Source organism: Virgibacillus siamensis, assembly GCF_900162695.1.
Lineage (GTDB): Bacteria > Bacillota > Bacilli > Bacillales > Amphibacillaceae > Lentibacillus > Lentibacillus siamensis_A.
The window spans coordinates 141,097-156,821 of record NZ_FUIH01000006.1; the positions used below are offsets into that span (position 1 = coordinate 141,097).

The 15,725-nt window shown below is 43.2% G+C and carries 16 protein-coding genes and 1 other annotated feature (1 of these 17 running past the window's edge); of the genes, 11 read left to right on the forward strand and 5 right to left on the reverse strand.

Going from position 1 to position 15,725, the window contains the following annotated elements:
- Window positions 1-128, reverse strand: a binding site (T-box leader); it reaches 115 nt to the left of the window's first position.
- Window positions 129-281: 153 nt separating this feature from the next.
- The gene (gene ddlA, locus B1K71_RS01610) at window positions 282-1,391 is read left to right on the forward strand and encodes a D-alanine--D-alanine ligase (RefSeq protein ID WP_077324272.1); all 1,110 of its coding nucleotides are present in this window, start codon (window positions 282-284) and stop codon (window positions 1,389-1,391) included.
- 67 nt (window positions 1,392-1,458) lie between these two features.
- Window positions 1,459-1,815 (forward strand): hypothetical protein, encoded by a 357-nt coding sequence (locus B1K71_RS01615; protein WP_139343275.1) that lies wholly within the window; start codon window positions 1,459-1,461, stop codon window positions 1,813-1,815.
- Window positions 1,816-1,913: 98 nt separating this feature from the next.
- Here the strand turns inward: B1K71_RS01615 and B1K71_RS01620 are convergent, their stop codons facing one another.
- Window positions 1,914-2,474, reverse strand: coding sequence for a nitroreductase family protein (locus tag B1K71_RS01620; protein WP_077324274.1), 561 nt, complete (start codon window positions 2,472-2,474; stop codon window positions 1,914-1,916).
- 283 nt (window positions 2,475-2,757) lie between these two features.
- Here B1K71_RS01620 and B1K71_RS01625 point away from each other — a divergent pair, with 283 nt between their 5' ends.
- The 6 genes from B1K71_RS01625 (at window position 2,758) to B1K71_RS01650 (ending at window position 8,183) form a co-directional block, all read left to right on the forward strand.
- Window positions 2,758-2,967: a cupin domain-containing protein gene (locus tag B1K71_RS01625; RefSeq protein WP_175631798.1), complete on the forward strand. Its 210-nt coding sequence runs from the start codon at window positions 2,758-2,760 to the stop codon at window positions 2,965-2,967.
- Between the two features lie 58 nt (window positions 2,968-3,025).
- Window positions 3,026-3,478: a nucleoside deaminase gene (locus B1K71_RS01630; RefSeq protein ID WP_077324276.1), complete on the forward strand. Its 453-nt coding sequence runs from the start codon at window positions 3,026-3,028 to the stop codon at window positions 3,476-3,478.
- A 250-nt stretch (window positions 3,479-3,728) separates the two neighbouring features.
- Window positions 3,729-5,507, forward strand: a complete 1,779-nt coding sequence (abc-f, locus tag B1K71_RS01635; protein ID WP_077324277.1) for a ribosomal protection-like ABC-F family protein — start codon at window positions 3,729-3,731, stop codon at window positions 5,505-5,507.
- Between the two features lie 47 nt (window positions 5,508-5,554).
- Entirely contained in the window at window positions 5,555-6,418 is an 864-nt protein-coding gene (locus tag B1K71_RS01640; protein ID WP_077324278.1) for a fructosamine kinase family protein, read from the forward strand.
- A gap of 84 nt (window positions 6,419-6,502) precedes the next feature.
- Window positions 6,503-6,955: a DUF2269 family protein gene (locus tag B1K71_RS01645; protein ID WP_077324279.1), complete on the forward strand. Its 453-nt coding sequence runs from the start codon at window positions 6,503-6,505 to the stop codon at window positions 6,953-6,955.
- Between the two features lie 85 nt (window positions 6,956-7,040).
- Window positions 7,041-8,183, forward strand: coding sequence for a glycerate kinase family protein (locus B1K71_RS01650; protein WP_077324280.1), 1,143 nt, complete (start codon window positions 7,041-7,043; stop codon window positions 8,181-8,183).
- Window positions 8,184-8,588: 405 nt separating this feature from the next.
- Here B1K71_RS01650 and B1K71_RS01655 read toward each other — a convergent pair whose 3' ends face one another.
- The 3 genes from B1K71_RS01655 to B1K71_RS01665 are packed head-to-tail and all read right to left on the reverse strand — an operon-like array spanning window position 8,589 to window position 12,172.
- Window positions 8,589-10,493 (reverse strand): PTS fructose transporter subunit IIABC, encoded by a 1,905-nt coding sequence (locus B1K71_RS01655; RefSeq protein WP_077324281.1) that lies wholly within the window; start codon window positions 10,491-10,493, stop codon window positions 8,589-8,591.
- A gap of 18 nt (window positions 10,494-10,511) precedes the next feature.
- On the reverse strand, window positions 10,512-11,423 hold the full coding sequence (pfkB, locus tag B1K71_RS01660) for a 1-phosphofructokinase (protein WP_077324282.1): 912 nt from the start codon (window positions 11,421-11,423) through the stop codon (window positions 10,512-10,514).
- Entirely contained in the window at window positions 11,420-12,172 is a 753-nt protein-coding gene (locus tag B1K71_RS01665) for a DeoR/GlpR family DNA-binding transcription regulator (protein WP_077324283.1), read from the reverse strand. Before B1K71_RS01665 ends, pfkB begins: the two co-directional genes overlap by 4 nt.
- Before the next feature lie 169 nt (window positions 12,173-12,341).
- On the opposite strand from B1K71_RS01665, the gene B1K71_RS01670 reads away from it, so the two are divergent.
- Window positions 12,342-12,872: an HD domain-containing protein gene (locus B1K71_RS01670; RefSeq protein ID WP_077324284.1), complete on the forward strand. Its 531-nt coding sequence runs from the start codon at window positions 12,342-12,344 to the stop codon at window positions 12,870-12,872.
- A 44-nt stretch (window positions 12,873-12,916) separates the two neighbouring features.
- On the opposite strand, the gene B1K71_RS01675 is transcribed toward B1K71_RS01670, so the two are convergent.
- Window positions 12,917-13,924 (reverse strand): D-alanyl-D-alanine carboxypeptidase family protein, encoded by a 1,008-nt coding sequence (locus B1K71_RS01675; protein WP_077324285.1) that lies wholly within the window; start codon window positions 13,922-13,924, stop codon window positions 12,917-12,919.
- A 200-nt stretch (window positions 13,925-14,124) separates the two neighbouring features.
- On the opposite strand from B1K71_RS01675, the gene B1K71_RS01680 reads away from it, so the two are divergent.
- Both B1K71_RS01680 and B1K71_RS01685 read left to right on the forward strand, forming a co-directional pair.
- Window positions 14,125-14,856 carry a DUF5694 domain-containing protein gene (locus B1K71_RS01680; RefSeq protein ID WP_077324286.1) on the forward strand — a complete coding sequence of 244 codons (732 nt, stop codon included), beginning with the start codon at window positions 14,125-14,127 and terminating at the stop codon, window positions 14,854-14,856.
- Window positions 14,857-14,880: 24 nt separating this feature from the next.
- Window positions 14,881-15,723 (forward strand): sulfurtransferase, encoded by an 843-nt coding sequence (locus B1K71_RS01685; RefSeq protein ID WP_077324287.1) that lies wholly within the window; start codon window positions 14,881-14,883, stop codon window positions 15,721-15,723.
- Window positions 15,724-15,725: the final 2 nt, after the last annotated feature.

Consider the following 15,725-nt stretch of genomic DNA (forward strand, 5'->3'; position numbering starts at 1 on the left):
CTACTGTAAAAAACAAGTTCGGTTTGGGGCTCGGAAGTCCATTCATCTGTCCGCGACCATTGGCTTGCAGCAACCGCCAACTCTCTGAAGTGTCCCGACAGATTACTAATCTTCGTCGTTGCCGTTCGTATAAAAGTTATTGGGAATAATCATAGGGGAATTTGCTCCGAATGTCAACACATTTTTAAGAAAAATTTTCAGACGGTCCATTTTTCACTGTTTCAAACAACCCTACTTGTGCTAAATTAGATATATATGATTTACATGAAGGAGTTCTGACGATGGAAAAGAAAAAGGTCGGTATTATTTTCGGCGGGAAATCCGCTGAGCACGAAGTTTCACTGCAATCAGCGAAAAATATTGTGGATGCAATTGATAAAGATAAATATGATGTTGTGCTGCTTGGAATTGATAAACAGGGTCAATGGCATATTAACGACGAATCATCCTACCTGATTAATGCGGAGAACCCGAAGCTGATCAGTCTGAACAAATCAAATGACACGGTGGCAATTGTTCCGGGACAGGATCATAATCAACTGATTCATTCAGCAAATGCCGGGTTACTTGACCAGTTGGATGTGGTGTTCCCGATTGTCCACGGCACCCTTGGGGAAGATGGCAGCCTGCAGGGAATGATGCGCCTGGCGAATTTGCCGTTTGTCGGTTCGAGTGTTACCGGGTCTGCCGTGTGCATGGATAAGGATATTGCCAAACGTCTGTTGAAAGGTGCAGGCATCAATGTAGCAAAAGGAAAAGCATTTACAAGTTTTAACCGGAACAAAATTGAATTTGCCAGGTTGAAAGATGAACTTGGAGTCCCAATGTTTGTGAAACCGGCAAACCAAGGTTCGTCCGTTGGGGTAAGCAAAGTATCAGATGAGGCCGATTTTGAAAAAGCAGTGGATGAAGCGTTCCAATATGACCGTAAAATCATCATCGAAGAAACACTTATAGGACGTGAAGTGGAATGCTCGGTGCTCGGAAATGAGGACCCCGCCGCATCTGTGCCGGGAGAAATTTTACCACAGACTGAATTTTATTCCTACGAATCGAAGTATATTGATGAAACCGGCGCGGAGCTGGAAATACCAGCAGATCTTCCGGAAGAAATCGTTGCAAAAATTCAGGAGGCTGCGATTGAAGCATTTCAGGCACTGGAATGTGAAGGGCTCGCACGTGTCGATTTCTTTTTAAAAGAGAATGGGGAAGTGTATGTGAACGAAGTGAATACACTCCCGGGCTTCACAAAAATCAGCATGTATCCAAAACTGTGGGAAGTGAGCGGTATCCCGTATCCGGAATTGATTAATCGCTTGATTGAACTGGCCATCGACCGCCACCAAAAATATAGTAATCTGAAAAGTGCTGTCTGGGAAGATGAATCATGATAGATTGAAAGACTGCAAAACGTTATGTTCGTTTTGTGGTCTTTTTTTAATAAGAAAAGTCGGAGTTGTGATGAGACTGTTAAGGTGGTATATCAACCATCGATGCCTGGGATTCAACCCCAGGAGCGAGGAATCAACCTTCGAAGGCTGGGAATCAACCTTTGAGAGCGAGGAATCGACCATCAAGGGCTGGGAATCAACCTTTGAGAGCGAGGAATCGACCATCAAGGGCTGGGAATCAACCTTTGAGAACGAGGAATCGACCATCAAGGGCTGGGAATCAACCTTTGAGAGCGAGGAATCGACCATCAAGGGCTGGGAATCAACCTTTGAGAGCGAGGAAACGACCATCAGGAGCAAGGAATCAACCCTCAAGAGCGAGAAATCAACCTTCAATGGTGAGGAATTGATCTTCGAGGCCTGATCCTTCTTGATTGCGTATATCCTATTAGGCCGGGTGTCGAAAAAACAGCTTTTTCCGATTCTAAAAAGAGCGCCAGGCAAATCTGACGCTCTTCAAGTCTACGCTTTAAATGTTGTGAATTTGTCTGAAACTGGTATTCTGTCTTTTTTGACTGGTGCTTCATCGAAATAACCGAGATGGAGGAAGCCGGCGATTTTTTCATGTTCCCCGACATTTAAAATCTCTTTCACTGCCGGATCATAAATATGCGGATTTGTTTTCCAGACAACGCCGAGTTTCTGCTCCCAGGCGAGCAGCCAGAAGTTCTGAATCATGCAGGCTGTCGCGCCGAAGTTTTCATCCCACTGTTTCTGATTATCCGGTACGTCCATGACAACAACTAGGAATGCGGTTGGTTCATTCAGGTATTGACGGCGGTTTTCCTGCCGTTCTTCCGGATATGTGGCAGCGACTTTTTCGGCGAATGCTTCCTTTTCATCCGGTCCGACAAAAATAAATCTCCACGGCTGCCGCATTCCGTGGGTAGGTGCCCAGCTTGCATCTTCCAACAGTTCCAATACTGTTTCTTCGGTAACCGGTTTATTGTTATAGCCTTTTTTGACTGCACGGCGTTCACGGATGACCGTCGCCAAAGCTGTGGATTGCTTTGTATTTTCCATTTTATCTCCCCTTGCCATGATAATTGAAAACTATTATCAATTAAATTGTAGCCAATTACGTATAATAAATCAATATGAGTGATTGTGAAAATTAGAAGAACCATTTTCATCCCTATACTGTGATGATTGTCACGGCAGGTGTTTGTGAACTTTTGCTATACTGAATTTACGTATCAAATTATTAGCGAAAGGCAGTGAAAAAATGCAGTTAATCCCATTAGATCATTCAGTTGAAAAATCAAAGCAAACATCCAAAATCTTCAGGGAGGAGGGTCGCGAAATCATGCATCTCAAACTAAAAGCCGGCGAGGAAATAAAAGAGCATGATTCACCAAAATATGTATTCATTTTTGTTAAGAGCGGTGAAGTGTCTTTTACGGTAAATGGTGAGGAGCAGGTGATCAATACTGAGAAGGTATTGTACATGGAACCTAATGAGCGCCATGCCCTTAAGGCGTTAACAGACGTGTCCATCCTCGTTATGAAATGCTGATTGGTTTAGACATTTTGCATTTGTCCGTGTAAAATGCAGATAAAAAGGAGGACACAAGTTGGATAAGTTTATGCAGCGGGCCGTTGAACTGGCGGCTGAAAATGTTCGGGATGGCGGGCAGCCTTTTGGTGCAGTTTTGGTGAAGGACAATCAGATCGTAACAGAAGGTGTGAATGAACTGCACAGGCATTTTGATGTCAGCGGGCATGCCGAAATGCTTGCAATCAGACGTGCACAGGAAAAATTGGAAGTACCTGCAATGGAAGGCTATACGATGTATGCAAGTGGTGAGCCTTGCCCGATGTGTCTGACTGCAATGGAATTTGCGGGAATTGATAATGTATATTATTGTGCAACGGTTGATGACGCGAGTGACGCCGGCCTTGGAAAATCAAAAGAAATTTATGAAGACCTGACGAAACCAAAAGAGGAACGCCACTTAAACATGATTCATATGCCTTTGGAAGAGGGGCAGGAGAATCCGATGAAGTTGTGGAAAGACAAATCCTGATTTGACAGCGATCCGTCAAGTCGCTATGATAAAAGAAATGAAATGAAAAAGGAGGACATATCCGACAATGAAGTAAACCGCGTATTTCCAAGAAGTTTGAATGGAACTCAAACGACGTTTCTGCCTGCATGAAACGATGGGATACGTGTGTGCTTATACCGGATAGTCTTTTTATATGTTACGGATTGGTATATCCATATGTCCATGTTGATTGTTCTCAGGCAGAGACCGATTTCATGGGGGTATGGATATGTTTATTTTTAAGGCAAATAATCTTACAAAAGATTGGAACGGTGTACCACTTTTTAAAAATGTTGATCTCGAATTGAAAGAAGGGGAGCATGCGGCATTGTTCGGTCGGAATGGTGTCGGAAAAACAACACTGCTCAACGGACTCCTGGATAAAATAGAGTTTGATGCCGGGTCAGTAAAACGGTTTGTTCCAGCCAATCAGTGGGGGCTGTTGGAACAGGAACCACTAGTTTCACCGCATATTACTGCCATGGAGTTTGTGCAAAGTGTTTCTCGTGAACGGTATCAATTGAAAAAAGAACTGGAAAGAATACAAGAGCAGCCTGAGTTTGACATGGATACGTATAGTGAGGTTTATAATCAATTTTTGGATTTGGATGGTTATCAGCTGCAGCCGGAAGCAGAGGCAGCTCTTCATCAAGTGAATTTGGACCAGGCTGTATGGAACAGTATGTATCAGCAGCTCAGCGGCGGTCAAAAAACCCGGGTCCAACTTGCCCGTCTTATACTGGAACGGCCGGATTGCATTGTGATGGATGAGCCAACCAACCATCTGGATCAAGAAACGATTGAATGGCTGGAGGGCTGGATCGCCGGGTATTCCGGTGCTGTCCTTTATGTGTCGCATGACCGGCTGTTTCTGGATCGGACGGCAGATGCGATATATGAGTTGAATGCCGATGGGTGCAAACGGTATGAAGGCGGGTATACCGCATATCGCGAACAAAAGGAAGTGGAGTGGAAGACACAGGAAGCGCAATACCGAAAACAGGAGCAACAGCGTAAAGAACTTATGCAGACCATCCAAAATTATCAGAAGTGGTTCCATCAGGCACATAAGGCGGCAGGGCAGGATGATTTTGCCCGGGCTAAGGCGAAGAAAAATGTTTCCCGGTTTAAAGCGAAGGAAAAGGAATTGGAAAGGCTGGATCAGAAAAAAGTGGAAAAACCGGAATCAGATAAGAAGGTGAATTTCCGGTTGGATAACGGCAATTTTTCGGCAAAACGGTTTTTGCATGTGGAAGATATGTCTTTTTCCTATGTCAAGGAAACGTCATTATTTTCCGGGTTAAATATGTCCGTCTATCGCGGCGATCGTGTTGGTGTTATTGGTCCAAATGGATCGGGAAAGTCAACACTGCTTAAGTTGATGACAGGTCAAATTCCACCTGGTCACGGAATCATTAAGCAAAATCCGCAGACCAAAATCGGTTACTTTGCTCAGGAACTTGATAATTTGGATAATGACACGAGTATATTGGACAGCATGCTGGAATTGCCCGGGATGACACAATCAGAAGCACGGACCATTCTTGGCTGTTTTCTGTTTTCCAGAGAGACGGTTTTTAAAAAAATTTCCGCACTTAGCATGGGGGAGAAATGCCGCGTTGCTTTTATCCGCTTATATTTCAGTGATGCAAACCTGCTTGTACTTGATGAACCAACGAATTTTTTGGATGTGGATACAAGGGAGATTGTAGAGGATGTTCTGATGGCATATCCCGGAGCATTGATTGTGGTATCACATGACAGATATTTAATCCGGAAAATTGCCAATAGGATTCTGGATCTCGGGGAGACGCATTTAGTGGATTATGAAGGTACGTTTGATGAATATGACATACACTTGAAAAATCCGGATAGGGTTCCGGAAAAAGTGAGGGAACTTAAGCTTCGTCTGACACAATTGATGGGAAAAGAGGCATCAACGGATGAGGAGCAGGAGCAGATCCTGCAGGAAATCCGGACAATTAATCAAACGCTTGATGAATTGTAATAACATCATGATAATGGAACATAAAGAACCGCTTTTGGAGGGTTATGATGCATACTTTAATTCAAACCGCACTGCATGAGGCTGGAGATTATACAAAACCATTCAATATAAAACAGTCGCATGGCGGATCCATCAATGAAAGTTATTTTGTCGAGACAGAACAGCAAAAATATTTTATAAAATTCCATCCCGATGCTCCTGATCGATTTTTTGAATTGGAAGCGAAAGGGCTTGAACTGATTAACGGGACGAACTCTATATCTGTCCCGGATGTATTGGCATATTCCGACGTAAAAGGAAGCGCCTATTTGGTGCTCGAGTGGGTGGAAGGTACGAAAAAACCTCAAACTGAAGCATTGCTGGGCGACCGGATTGCACAGATGCATCAGGCAACCGGCAAGCAGCATGGCTTTCCGGACGATACATTTATCGGGCTGCTGCCACAGCCAAATGGATTGTTCGATAACTGGCTTCAGTATTACCGTGACCGACGGCTGTCTGCCCAATTGAAACTGGGGATTGATCGGAATAGGATGACAGGCAACCGGCGCATACGAATGGAGAAATTAATTGACAATCTCCATAACTGGGTTCCGGATGACGTTGCACCTTCTTATCTGCATGGCGACTTATGGGGAGGAAACTGGCTGACAGGCAAGGATGGCGAGCCATATGTTATTGATCCGTCATTTCTTTTTGGCGATCGTCATTTTGAACTGGCATTTACCGAATTGTTCGGCGGTTATTCAGCGGATTTCTATCAGGCTTACAAAAAAAGATTTCCAGTCATGCGGGATTATGAGGATATAAAGCCGCTGTATCAGCTCTATTATCTGCTCGTTCACCTGAACATTTTCGGTGAAATGTACGGCGGGGCAGTTGATGCTATATTGAAACGATATGCCGGCTGACACCAATAATGAATTTTGTCACACCCCGTACAGTGAGAAATGATGTATGATAGGATTGGAAGTAGCTCGCTGGGGGTAACGATCGTGACTTTTTATGATTTGCTTGTTTTTATACATGTTTTTTCAGCCATATTGGGACTTGGTCCGGGCTTTGTAATGATTTATATCGTAACAAAAGCAACTAATTTAACGGAATTGAAACATGCCTATATCATTCGGAACAGACTGCATATTTTTGTGATGACGGGTGGAACATTGCTTTTGGTCACCGGTTTATGGATGGGATTTTTGCATAATCATCTGTTCCAGCAAGGGTGGTATGTAACAAGTCTTATTCTTTATTTGATTGCGCTTGGGTTTGGCCCGACTGTCTTGTCACCTAGATCCAAACCAATAAAAACATTACTGGAAAACTCGAATGGGGATGTGATACCACCGGAATATTTCATCCTTTCCAAAAAACTATTCATCTTTGAACGGATTGAAAATAGCTTGTTTTTGATTGTGATTGCTTTGATGATCTTGAAGCCTTTTTGAGTGTTGGAAATCGCATTGTTATTTTGTTGGTTGTTCCGAAATGGGTGAAGGATTTTTATAGTTGATCAAGGGAAGGACGATGAATATGAAATGTATACTGGCTCCAGATTCCTATAAGGGCAGTTTATCCGCTGTGGAAGTGTCAGAAAGTATGGAAAGAGGCATAAAACATGTATTTCCAAATTGCGAAATAAAAGCCTTTCCTTTAGCTGACGGAGGTGAAGGTACAGTTGATTCACTCGTGAATATTACAAAAGGGACCATTTTCAATGAGGTCGTAACAGGTCCATTGGGCGAAAAAGTTACGGCAAAGTGGGGGGTATTAGGAGATACCAATACTGCTGTTATTGAAATGGCGGAAGCATCAGGACTCACCTTAATATCCGAAGATGATTTAGATCCTATGTGTGCCACTACATATGGTACGGGAGAACTTATATCGAGGGCACTTGATTACGGGTGTGAAACAATTATATTAGGCATTGGCGGCAGTGCCACAAATGATGCTGGTGCCGGAATGGCTGCTGCTTTGGGAGTGGAGTTTCTTGATGAGTCCGGTCAAAAACTTCCCCCTGGAGGACAGGCGTTAAAGGAACTTGAAACAATAAATACCGAAAAACTGGACTTCAGAATATTTTCAACGAAGATAGTTGCAGCTTGTGATGTAACAAATACGTTGTGCGGACCTGATGGCGCTTCTGCAATCTTTGGTCCCCAAAAGGGTGCTACACCGGAAATGGTAGCGAAATTGGATAAAAGTCTGGAGAATTTGGGTCATAAGGTTCAGCAATATTTAAATAAAAATATAATGAATGTCCCGGGAGCAGGAGCGGCCGGTGGTTTAGGAGGCGGGCTTCTGGCCTTTCTTAATGCATCTTTGGAACCCGGGATTGATTTGATCCTGGATGCCATTCAGTTTGAAGAAGAATTGCAAGATGCTGATATCGTTTTGGTGGGGGAAGGAAAGACAGACGCACAGACCATATTTGGGAAAGCCCCCATGGGAGTAGGAAGGAAAGCTGAAAAGCATGGTGTTCCTGTGATCTGTGTATCCGGCAGTTTAAGTGAAGGATATGAACAATTAAAAGATTATGGTGTTTCCGCATTTTTTAGCATTGCCAAATCCCCTGCCTCCCTTCAGCAATTAAGCGAAAATGCCGATCGATTGGTTGAAGATGCAGTCAAAAATATAATGGAAGTTTATAAATGCGGTAAGACAAAACTATAATATTCATGGTTCATGAAGCGTCCCGGAAAACATTTTACCGCTTTCAAATGTAAGAGGCTGGGACAAAAGTGTTTTATCCAACGTAAAATCCGAACAACCTATTGGGACCTGGAGCGAATAACCACTCCGGAAATATACTTCGCTTTCACTTTCGAGCATAAGTGCGACATCTGCTCAAAAAAGCTTTTGCAGTGTCTTCGTTACCGCGGGACGCACCGAAATGATAAAGCGGAAGGCATTTTCGCTATAGTTGACAGCCGAAATGCTAAAGTTCACAATCGATATGATAATGTTCACAATTATTATCCCGAATGTATATTTCCTCCGCTAAATTCCCTATAGTTCGTCTTTTGGATTTACACCTTCTGATATGTCCCCCAGCCAACAGCATTTTTTCAATTTCAGTTACGCAGTCCGATTAACATTGCGTTTTAAGAGGCCTGCTATGATGGCTGTAATAACGGATCCGATTATAATCGCTGCGATATACAGCAGTATTTTGCTAATACCGCCATCAACGAGTCCGATTACAAAAATACCTCCATGTGGTGCCCGCAGTCCTACATCAAACAGCATCGACAGGCCGCCTGCAACTGCAGCACCAACCATTGTTGATGGAATTACCCTTGCAGGATCTGCTGCTGCTAATGGAATAACACCTTCCGTAATGAAACAGATACCAAGTGGATAAGCAGTTTTGCCTGCTTCGCGTTCTTCTTTCGTATAACGATTCTTAAAGAGTGTTGTAGATAGTGCCATGCCGAGTGGCGGCACCATTCCGCCTGCCATTATCGCTGCGATAAACGTAAAGTTATTTGCATCCAGCATGGCAATGCCGAACGTATATGCAGCTTTATTAACCGGTCCGCCCATATCAAAAGCCATCATGGCTCCCAAAATAATACCGACGATAATCTGATTTGTACCACCCATGCTTTCCAGGAATGATGAAATGCCTGTATAGATTGCAGTCAGAGGCGGATTGATTACCATCATAATCAGCCCTGTAATGGCAATGCTGAACAAAGGATAAAATAATACTGGTTTTAACCCTTCTAGAGCTTCCGGAAGACCCGCGAAAATCTTTTTGATCAGTACGGTCAGATAACCTGCCAGAAAACCTGCAATAAGTCCGCCAAGGAATCCTGATCCGCCAGTTGCCCCTTCTGCCCCGGATACTGTGATGGCGATAAGACCGCCGACCATCCCTGGTGCAAAGCCCGGTCTGTCAGCGATGCTGGAAGCAATAAAACCGGCAAGTACCGGGACCATCAGGAAGAATGCTTTTCCGCCGCCGATTGTATTAAGCATGGCGGCGAACTCATTGTATTGTGAACTGCTTGGATCAGCTGATTTGATGCCCCATAAAAATGAAAGGGCGATTAGAATACCGCCGCCAACAACAAATGGCAGCATGTTGGAAACACCATTCATCAAATGCTTGTAAAATCCGCTTCGTCCTTCTTTTTCAGATGGCTTTCCGCCGTCAGATTCTTCATGTGCATAGACTGGAACGTCTTCATTAGCTGCCCGTTTCAGTAAATTCTCCGCCTCATGGATTGCCTTTCCGACCCCGGTTTCAATCACAGGTTTTCCATGGAAACGAGCCATCTCAACCTTTGTATCTGCCGCAACAATAATGCTGTCTGCCTCTTCAATATCCTTTTCCGTTAATCGGTTTTTAACCCCGCCTGAGCCATTTGTTTCGACTTTTATGGAAATTCCCATGTCTTTGGCGGTTTCCGATAGCTTCTCTGCAGCCATGTACGTGTGCGCGATACCGGTTGGACAAGCAGTTACCGCGAGGATTCTTTGTCCGGTCTCCGTTGATTCCGCTTCTTCGGTTCCATCTACTTCATTTTCTTTATCGTTGACCGCTTGCAAAATTTCTTCTTTTGTTGTGGCATCAAGCATTTTTTGACGGAACGCTTCATCCATTAGAAATGTTGATAAGCGGGAGAGTGCCTCCAAATGGTCATTGTTTGCACCTTCACTCGCCGCAATCATGAAAAATAAATGGGCGGGCTGCCCATCCAGCGATTCAAAGTCGATTCCGGATTTGGACCGTCCGAACGCAATAGCCGGTGTTTGCACCGCTGCTGATTTGGCATGTGGTATGGCGATCCCTTCGCCAATCCCGGTTGTGCTTTGTTCTTCGCGTGCCATGATACCTTCTTTAAAAGCCTGCTTGTCCTCCAGTTTTCCGGCTTGATCAAGCTGATCCGCTAACGCGTCAAGCACTTCTTGTTTGGAATCGGCATGCAGATCGAGAATGATCGTTTCCTTACTTAGGAGTTCCGTAATTTTCATTTCATGTCACATCCTTTTTTAGAGTTGATTTAGGCGAACTTCCGAAACAAGTGCCTCTACATCTTTCTTGTTGCATAAATCCGTCTGAAAGGCTGTTGCGCTTCCGGAAGCTACCCCGTAACGGAAAGCTTCTTCGGGATTTTGATTACGTAAATACGATGCAAGAAATCCTGAAACAAGTGAATCCCCTGCTCCGACTGTGTTCACTGCCTTTCCTTTTGGCGGTGCAGCATCCCATTTTTTATTTCCTGAAACAAGCAGGGCACCATCCTTGCCCATAGAGACAATAACGTGCTGAATGCCATAATCAGCAAGACGGCTTGCATAATGCAATGCTTCTTTTTTGCCAGTAATCTCGGTATCAAATATTTGGCCAAGTTCAGCCTGATTCGGTTTGATAAGAAATGGCTTGGTGGGGATTAAATCAGTAAGTGCTGGGCCTGACGTATCCAGGACGAATCGAATACCCTGTTTGGAACAGTTCTCCGCAATTTGATAGTAAAAAGAATTTGGAATGGAATCCGGCAGACTTCCCGCGAGTACAAACCAATCGCCTTCACGCAAGGCATTGATTTTTTCAAGTAATACTGCTTGCTGTTTCGGTGCAATATTTGGCCCCGGTCCATTTAATTCAGTTTCCTCACCGGATTTAATTTTGACATTAATCCGTGTAATTTCGTTTGTATCAATAAAATCTGTTTTAATTCCTTCCCGTTGCAGAAAGTCCGTAATAAAGTTACCGGTAAATCCTCCGGTGAATCCAAGTGCTGTGCTTTGGACATTCAGCCGTTGCAGCACTCTGGAAACATTGATTCCTTTCCCGCCCGGATAAAAATAAACTTCGCTGGTACGATTTAAGGTGCCGGTTTCAAAATCCGGAAGATATGTGGTGTAATCGATAGACGGTGTGATGGTACATGTGTAAATCAAGTGGATACCTCCGTAACATCTGTTCGTTCAGATAAAAGCTGTATTTCTTCCCTGTGCAGATTGCTGGTAACAAGTGCCGCATCTGCCAGGTTACAGATCTTTGCAAAACTTACCTGGTTATATTTTGAATGATCTGCCAGCACGTAAGTTTCTTTTGCCAGTGTGGAAGCCGTGTATTTAATGTGTGCTTCCTCCGGATCAGGCGTTGTATAGCCATATAACGTATGATACCCATTTACACCTAGAAAACATTTATCAAAACGGTAATTTTCCAATGATTGAATGGCTTGTGGACCAATTAATGCACCTGTTTTGGACTTAATCATTCCACCAGTTAAATATGCCTGGATGCCATTTTCCATTAACGCCTCTAAATGTGTCAGGCCGTTCGTAACAATAACAACGTCTTTCTCCCGCAGAAACGGTATCAGCTGCATCGTTGTTGTACCTGCATCAAGAAAAATACAGTCACGATCATTCACAAATGAAGCCACATATTCAGCAATTGCTTTTTTTTCGTGAATGTTTTTGGCTGATTTTTCAGTAATGCTGTATTCTTTCAGTTTTCGCTCTGTTAATGTTGCGCCGCCATGAATCCGGGTCAGCTCACCGTCATTCTCCAGAGATGACAGGTCTCTTCTGATGGTTGATTCGGAAGCGTTCGTTCTATCGATAATATCCTGTAGTGTAATTGTTTGTTTGTCCTGCAATAAGTTTAAAATAGCCTGATGCCGTTCTGTTGTAAGCATTTAATCACCACTTATTTTTCTTTTATACGTTAAGTGTAAAGGAAACGTTTCCAAAAATCAATCATAAACAACCATAAATATTCAAATTCAATCATAATAAATTCATTGTGTTTAATAATTGCTGATTCGGGTATTATGGATTGGAAATAGATTGGGAGGAGGATTTTCGATGCGAAACGTGACATTGGAAGAAATTTTCACCCATCCGATTACGCAAAAACATTTGGGGCGATCGGGAATTGCACATGCAATTGCAGTAACAGAATATGCCTATATGTTTTCCAGACGGTATAAGGTGGATTCTGACCTTGCAACGAAGGCAGCATTATTGCATGATGTCGGACATTACACATGGTATCGTAACGGTGAATGGGATTATAAAAAATATAAGGAGAATGATATACATGCCATTAAAGGGGCGAGCCGTGCTCACAAGCTGTTAATTCGAATTGGTGAAAATCCTGAGGCAGCGAAGGAAATTGCGGTTGCCATTCTGCTGCATACCGATTCCTATTTGCCAAAAGGCGAATTAAAATTAAAGCCGCTGCAACAGGTGGTAGCCCTTGCTGATGAAGCTGACGAGGAAATTGGCGGAAACCACCATTATAAAAGGATCGATGAAGATATAGCGCTGGAACGAATTCGTGCGCTTGATACCCGTATAAACAGTGGTGAAAAACAAATCCATGAAATTGGTTAACTGCTCATTTAAAAAAGCGCACATTTTCATGCGCGCTCTCTCCGTTATTTCTTTCCTAAAAACTCCTCTAATGTAATGCCTTTATTCATGATCTCAGTCGCTGCTTTTTCCCCTACATAACGAAGGTGCCATGGTTCATACTGATACTGGGTTATATTTTCCTTGCCCTTCGGATAGCGGATGATAAAGCCGTATTCAGCCGCATGTTCTTTCAGCCATTTTCCCTCATCGGTTGTTCCGAAATCTGTGTTTAAATTGAATCCGACATCAGGAGTTGTTACGTCCATGGTAAGTCCGGTCTGATGTTCGCTTTCGCCTGGACGGGCACTGACATTATTGGCTGCTTTTTCGCCATATGCCTCCACGTTCGAGGCGAAGATAGCATCCTGGCGCTCATAGGATCTGTAACCGGATTGTGCATACAGTTCCAGTCCGGCATTGTCAGCGGCGTTAAACAGTTTTCCCAGCGCAGTTGCCGCAACTTTTCGCATCTGTTTTTTCTCACGGAACTCGTCAAATGGAAACTGGACATCAGGTACAACTAAGTTTTTGGGTTTGAAGCCATTTGGAAGTGAGTGCTCCTTGTTTACAAGTACAAGAATCTCATGTGGGTTGCTGGCAATCTTTTGATTATCATCAGGTTGCTCCAGTGCTGCCCCAGGATTCACTTTTCCGTTCGTGTCCAGTGTTTTTTGTAATTTCTGCTTTGTAGTCTTGTTGTAAATTCCTGTGATTGGCATGTCCTTTTGTTGCATTTGAAAATCTGTAATCGCCCATGTAGTCATTTCGTCAAAATTGCTGTTGACCGGGATCTGATAGCCTAGTTTATTCAATACTTTCTGCAGTGCCTTAACATCTTCGCCCTGATCGGTTTTTTCCAGAACAGGCTGTGGCAGAGCTGCCTCTTGTTCCTCCGAATGATTTGTATTTTTTTCATCGTTTGGTGATTGATTGGCAGCTTGATTATCAGTCGATTGTCCGTTATCACAGGCAACCATTAAACCTATGACTGCAATCAGTACTGCTGTTATCGGCAGAACTTTTTTTAACATCTTTTTCTCTCCCTGTCATTACGCTGTCTTTTCATATCATAACACTTGTGGAATTTTAGCGTCTATGTAATTGTAAATAATAATTCTTGTTTGAAAATTTCATGATTTACTGAAAAAATTGATTATAAAGAGGGAAAGTGACTATTTTTATGGAATACTTAAAAATGGGAAGAGTTTGGAGGATGGGAGGGGATTAATAGGTGAAGCCGGTATTTCTGATTTTGGGTTCCGATCATTTTAATAATCCGGATAATGGTGATTTGAGTGTGCCCAAAACGACTGGGATTTTAGCAGGAAAAAGACAAAACGAACTGGAAGATGTAGTTGACCGTTTAAAGACATTTCACCCAACAAAAATTGCATTGGAAGTGTTAATGGACAATCAAGGTGAGTGGAATAAGGACTATCATGCTTATTTATCGGGGGCATTCACGTTGACTGCAAATGAAAGACATCAGATTGGTTTCCGGACAGCGGGTGTTATGGGACATAATGAAATATATGCTGTAGACTGGAATCAGGATGTTCCGGACACGGATTATATAGAATGGGCCCGGAAACATGATCCGACTGCATTTGAAACGGTGATTAGTACTGCCGAACGGTGGACGCATGAAATGGAAGACTATTTCAGCAAACATACGATCAGGGAATACCTTTTGATGTTAAATCAACCTGACTGGATTAAGGAAAACAGGGAGTTATACATGAAGGTTGCCGCAATTGGTGATGACAGGAATCCAATTGGTGCCAGGTGGACCGCACAATATTGGTACTACCGGAACATGATTATCTATAAGAATCTTACCGAACTTGCCTGGAAAAATGAACGCATTTTGGTAATTTACGGAGCGGGGCATGTTCATCTTTTGACTCAATTTCTGAAAGAGAATGGAAATTTTATAGTGGAAACTGCGCAAGATTATCTATGAAAATATTGAAGGAGGTAAACGGTTATGGAAGAGATTGTAAGTGTTGATTGGCTTGCGGATACAATGAAAGAGGGTTTGGGGGATATTGTTATCGTTGATGTCCGCTTTGAATTGACCGATGATGAGGCAGGCAGAAAGGCGTATTTGAATAGTCATATCCCCAATGCGGTATACCTTGATTTGGACAAAGATTTATCCGGCAAAGCACAAAAACATGGCGGCAATCATCCATTGCCGGATATGGAAACATTCACGGCAAAACTTGGTCATATTGGAATTGGCAATAACACGACTGTGGTGGTATACGGTAAGGGAAATGATATGTTTGCCGGCCGTTTGTGGTGGCTCCTGCACTATGTTGGGCATGACAACGTTTATTTACTCGACGGCGGATTTGATGAATGGATTGGAAAAGGGTACGACATCTCTACGGATATTCCAAAACTGGAACCGAAGACATTTACGCCAAGGATTCAGGAAGAAGAAGCAGTGGATATCGAGCAGGTGAAGGAAAAGCTGGATAATCAGTCTGCGATATTAATTGACTCCCGCAGCAAAGCCCGCTACCTTGGCGAAACAGAGCCGCTTTATGCAAAGGCAGGTCATATCCCCGGTGCTAAAAATTACTTCTGGAAAAACGTTTTGGATGAATCCGGGAAGTGGAAAAATAAAGAAGAATTGGCCGTGAATTTTAAAGACCTGTCAAAAGATAAGGAAATCATTGTTTCTTGCGGATCAGGCGTTTCCGCAACTCCAAATGTACTTGCGTTGAAAGCGGCTGGATTTAAAAATGTGAAATTGTATCCCGGCAGCTATAGCGACTGGATTTCCTATGAAGATAATAAAGTGGAAAAAAAGGAAGCGTAACA

Excerpts from the sequence above, each read along its gene's own strand:
- ddlA (WP_077324272.1), top strand. The coding sequence starts at position 282 with ATGGAAAAGAAAAAGGTCGGTATTATTTTCGGCGGGAAATCCGCTGAG.
- B1K71_RS01620 (WP_077324274.1), bottom strand. The coding sequence starts at position 2,474 with ATGGAAAATACAAAGCAATCCACAGCTTTGGCGACGGTCATCCGTGAA.
- B1K71_RS01625 (WP_175631798.1), top strand. The coding sequence starts at position 2,758 with ATGCATCTCAAACTAAAAGCCGGCGAGGAAATAAAAGAGCATGATTCA.
- abc-f (WP_077324277.1), top strand. The coding sequence starts at position 3,729 with ATGTTTATTTTTAAGGCAAATAATCTTACAAAAGATTGGAACGGTGTA.
- B1K71_RS01640 (WP_077324278.1), top strand. The coding sequence starts at position 5,555 with ATGCATACTTTAATTCAAACCGCACTGCATGAGGCTGGAGATTATACA.
- B1K71_RS01650 (WP_077324280.1), top strand. The coding sequence starts at position 7,041 with ATGAAATGTATACTGGCTCCAGATTCCTATAAGGGCAGTTTATCCGCT.
- B1K71_RS01655 (WP_077324281.1), bottom strand. The coding sequence starts at position 10,493 with ATGAAAATTACGGAACTCCTAAGTAAGGAAACGATCATTCTCGATCTG.
- B1K71_RS01665 (WP_077324283.1), bottom strand. The coding sequence starts at position 12,172 with ATGCTTACAACAGAACGGCATCAGGCTATTTTAAACTTATTGCAGGAC.
- B1K71_RS01670 (WP_077324284.1), top strand. The coding sequence starts at position 12,342 with ATGCGAAACGTGACATTGGAAGAAATTTTCACCCATCCGATTACGCAA.
- B1K71_RS01675 (WP_077324285.1), bottom strand. The coding sequence starts at position 13,924 with ATGTTAAAAAAAGTTCTGCCGATAACAGCAGTACTGATTGCAGTCATA.
- B1K71_RS01685 (WP_077324287.1), top strand. The coding sequence starts at position 14,881 with ATGGAAGAGATTGTAAGTGTTGATTGGCTTGCGGATACAATGAAAGAG.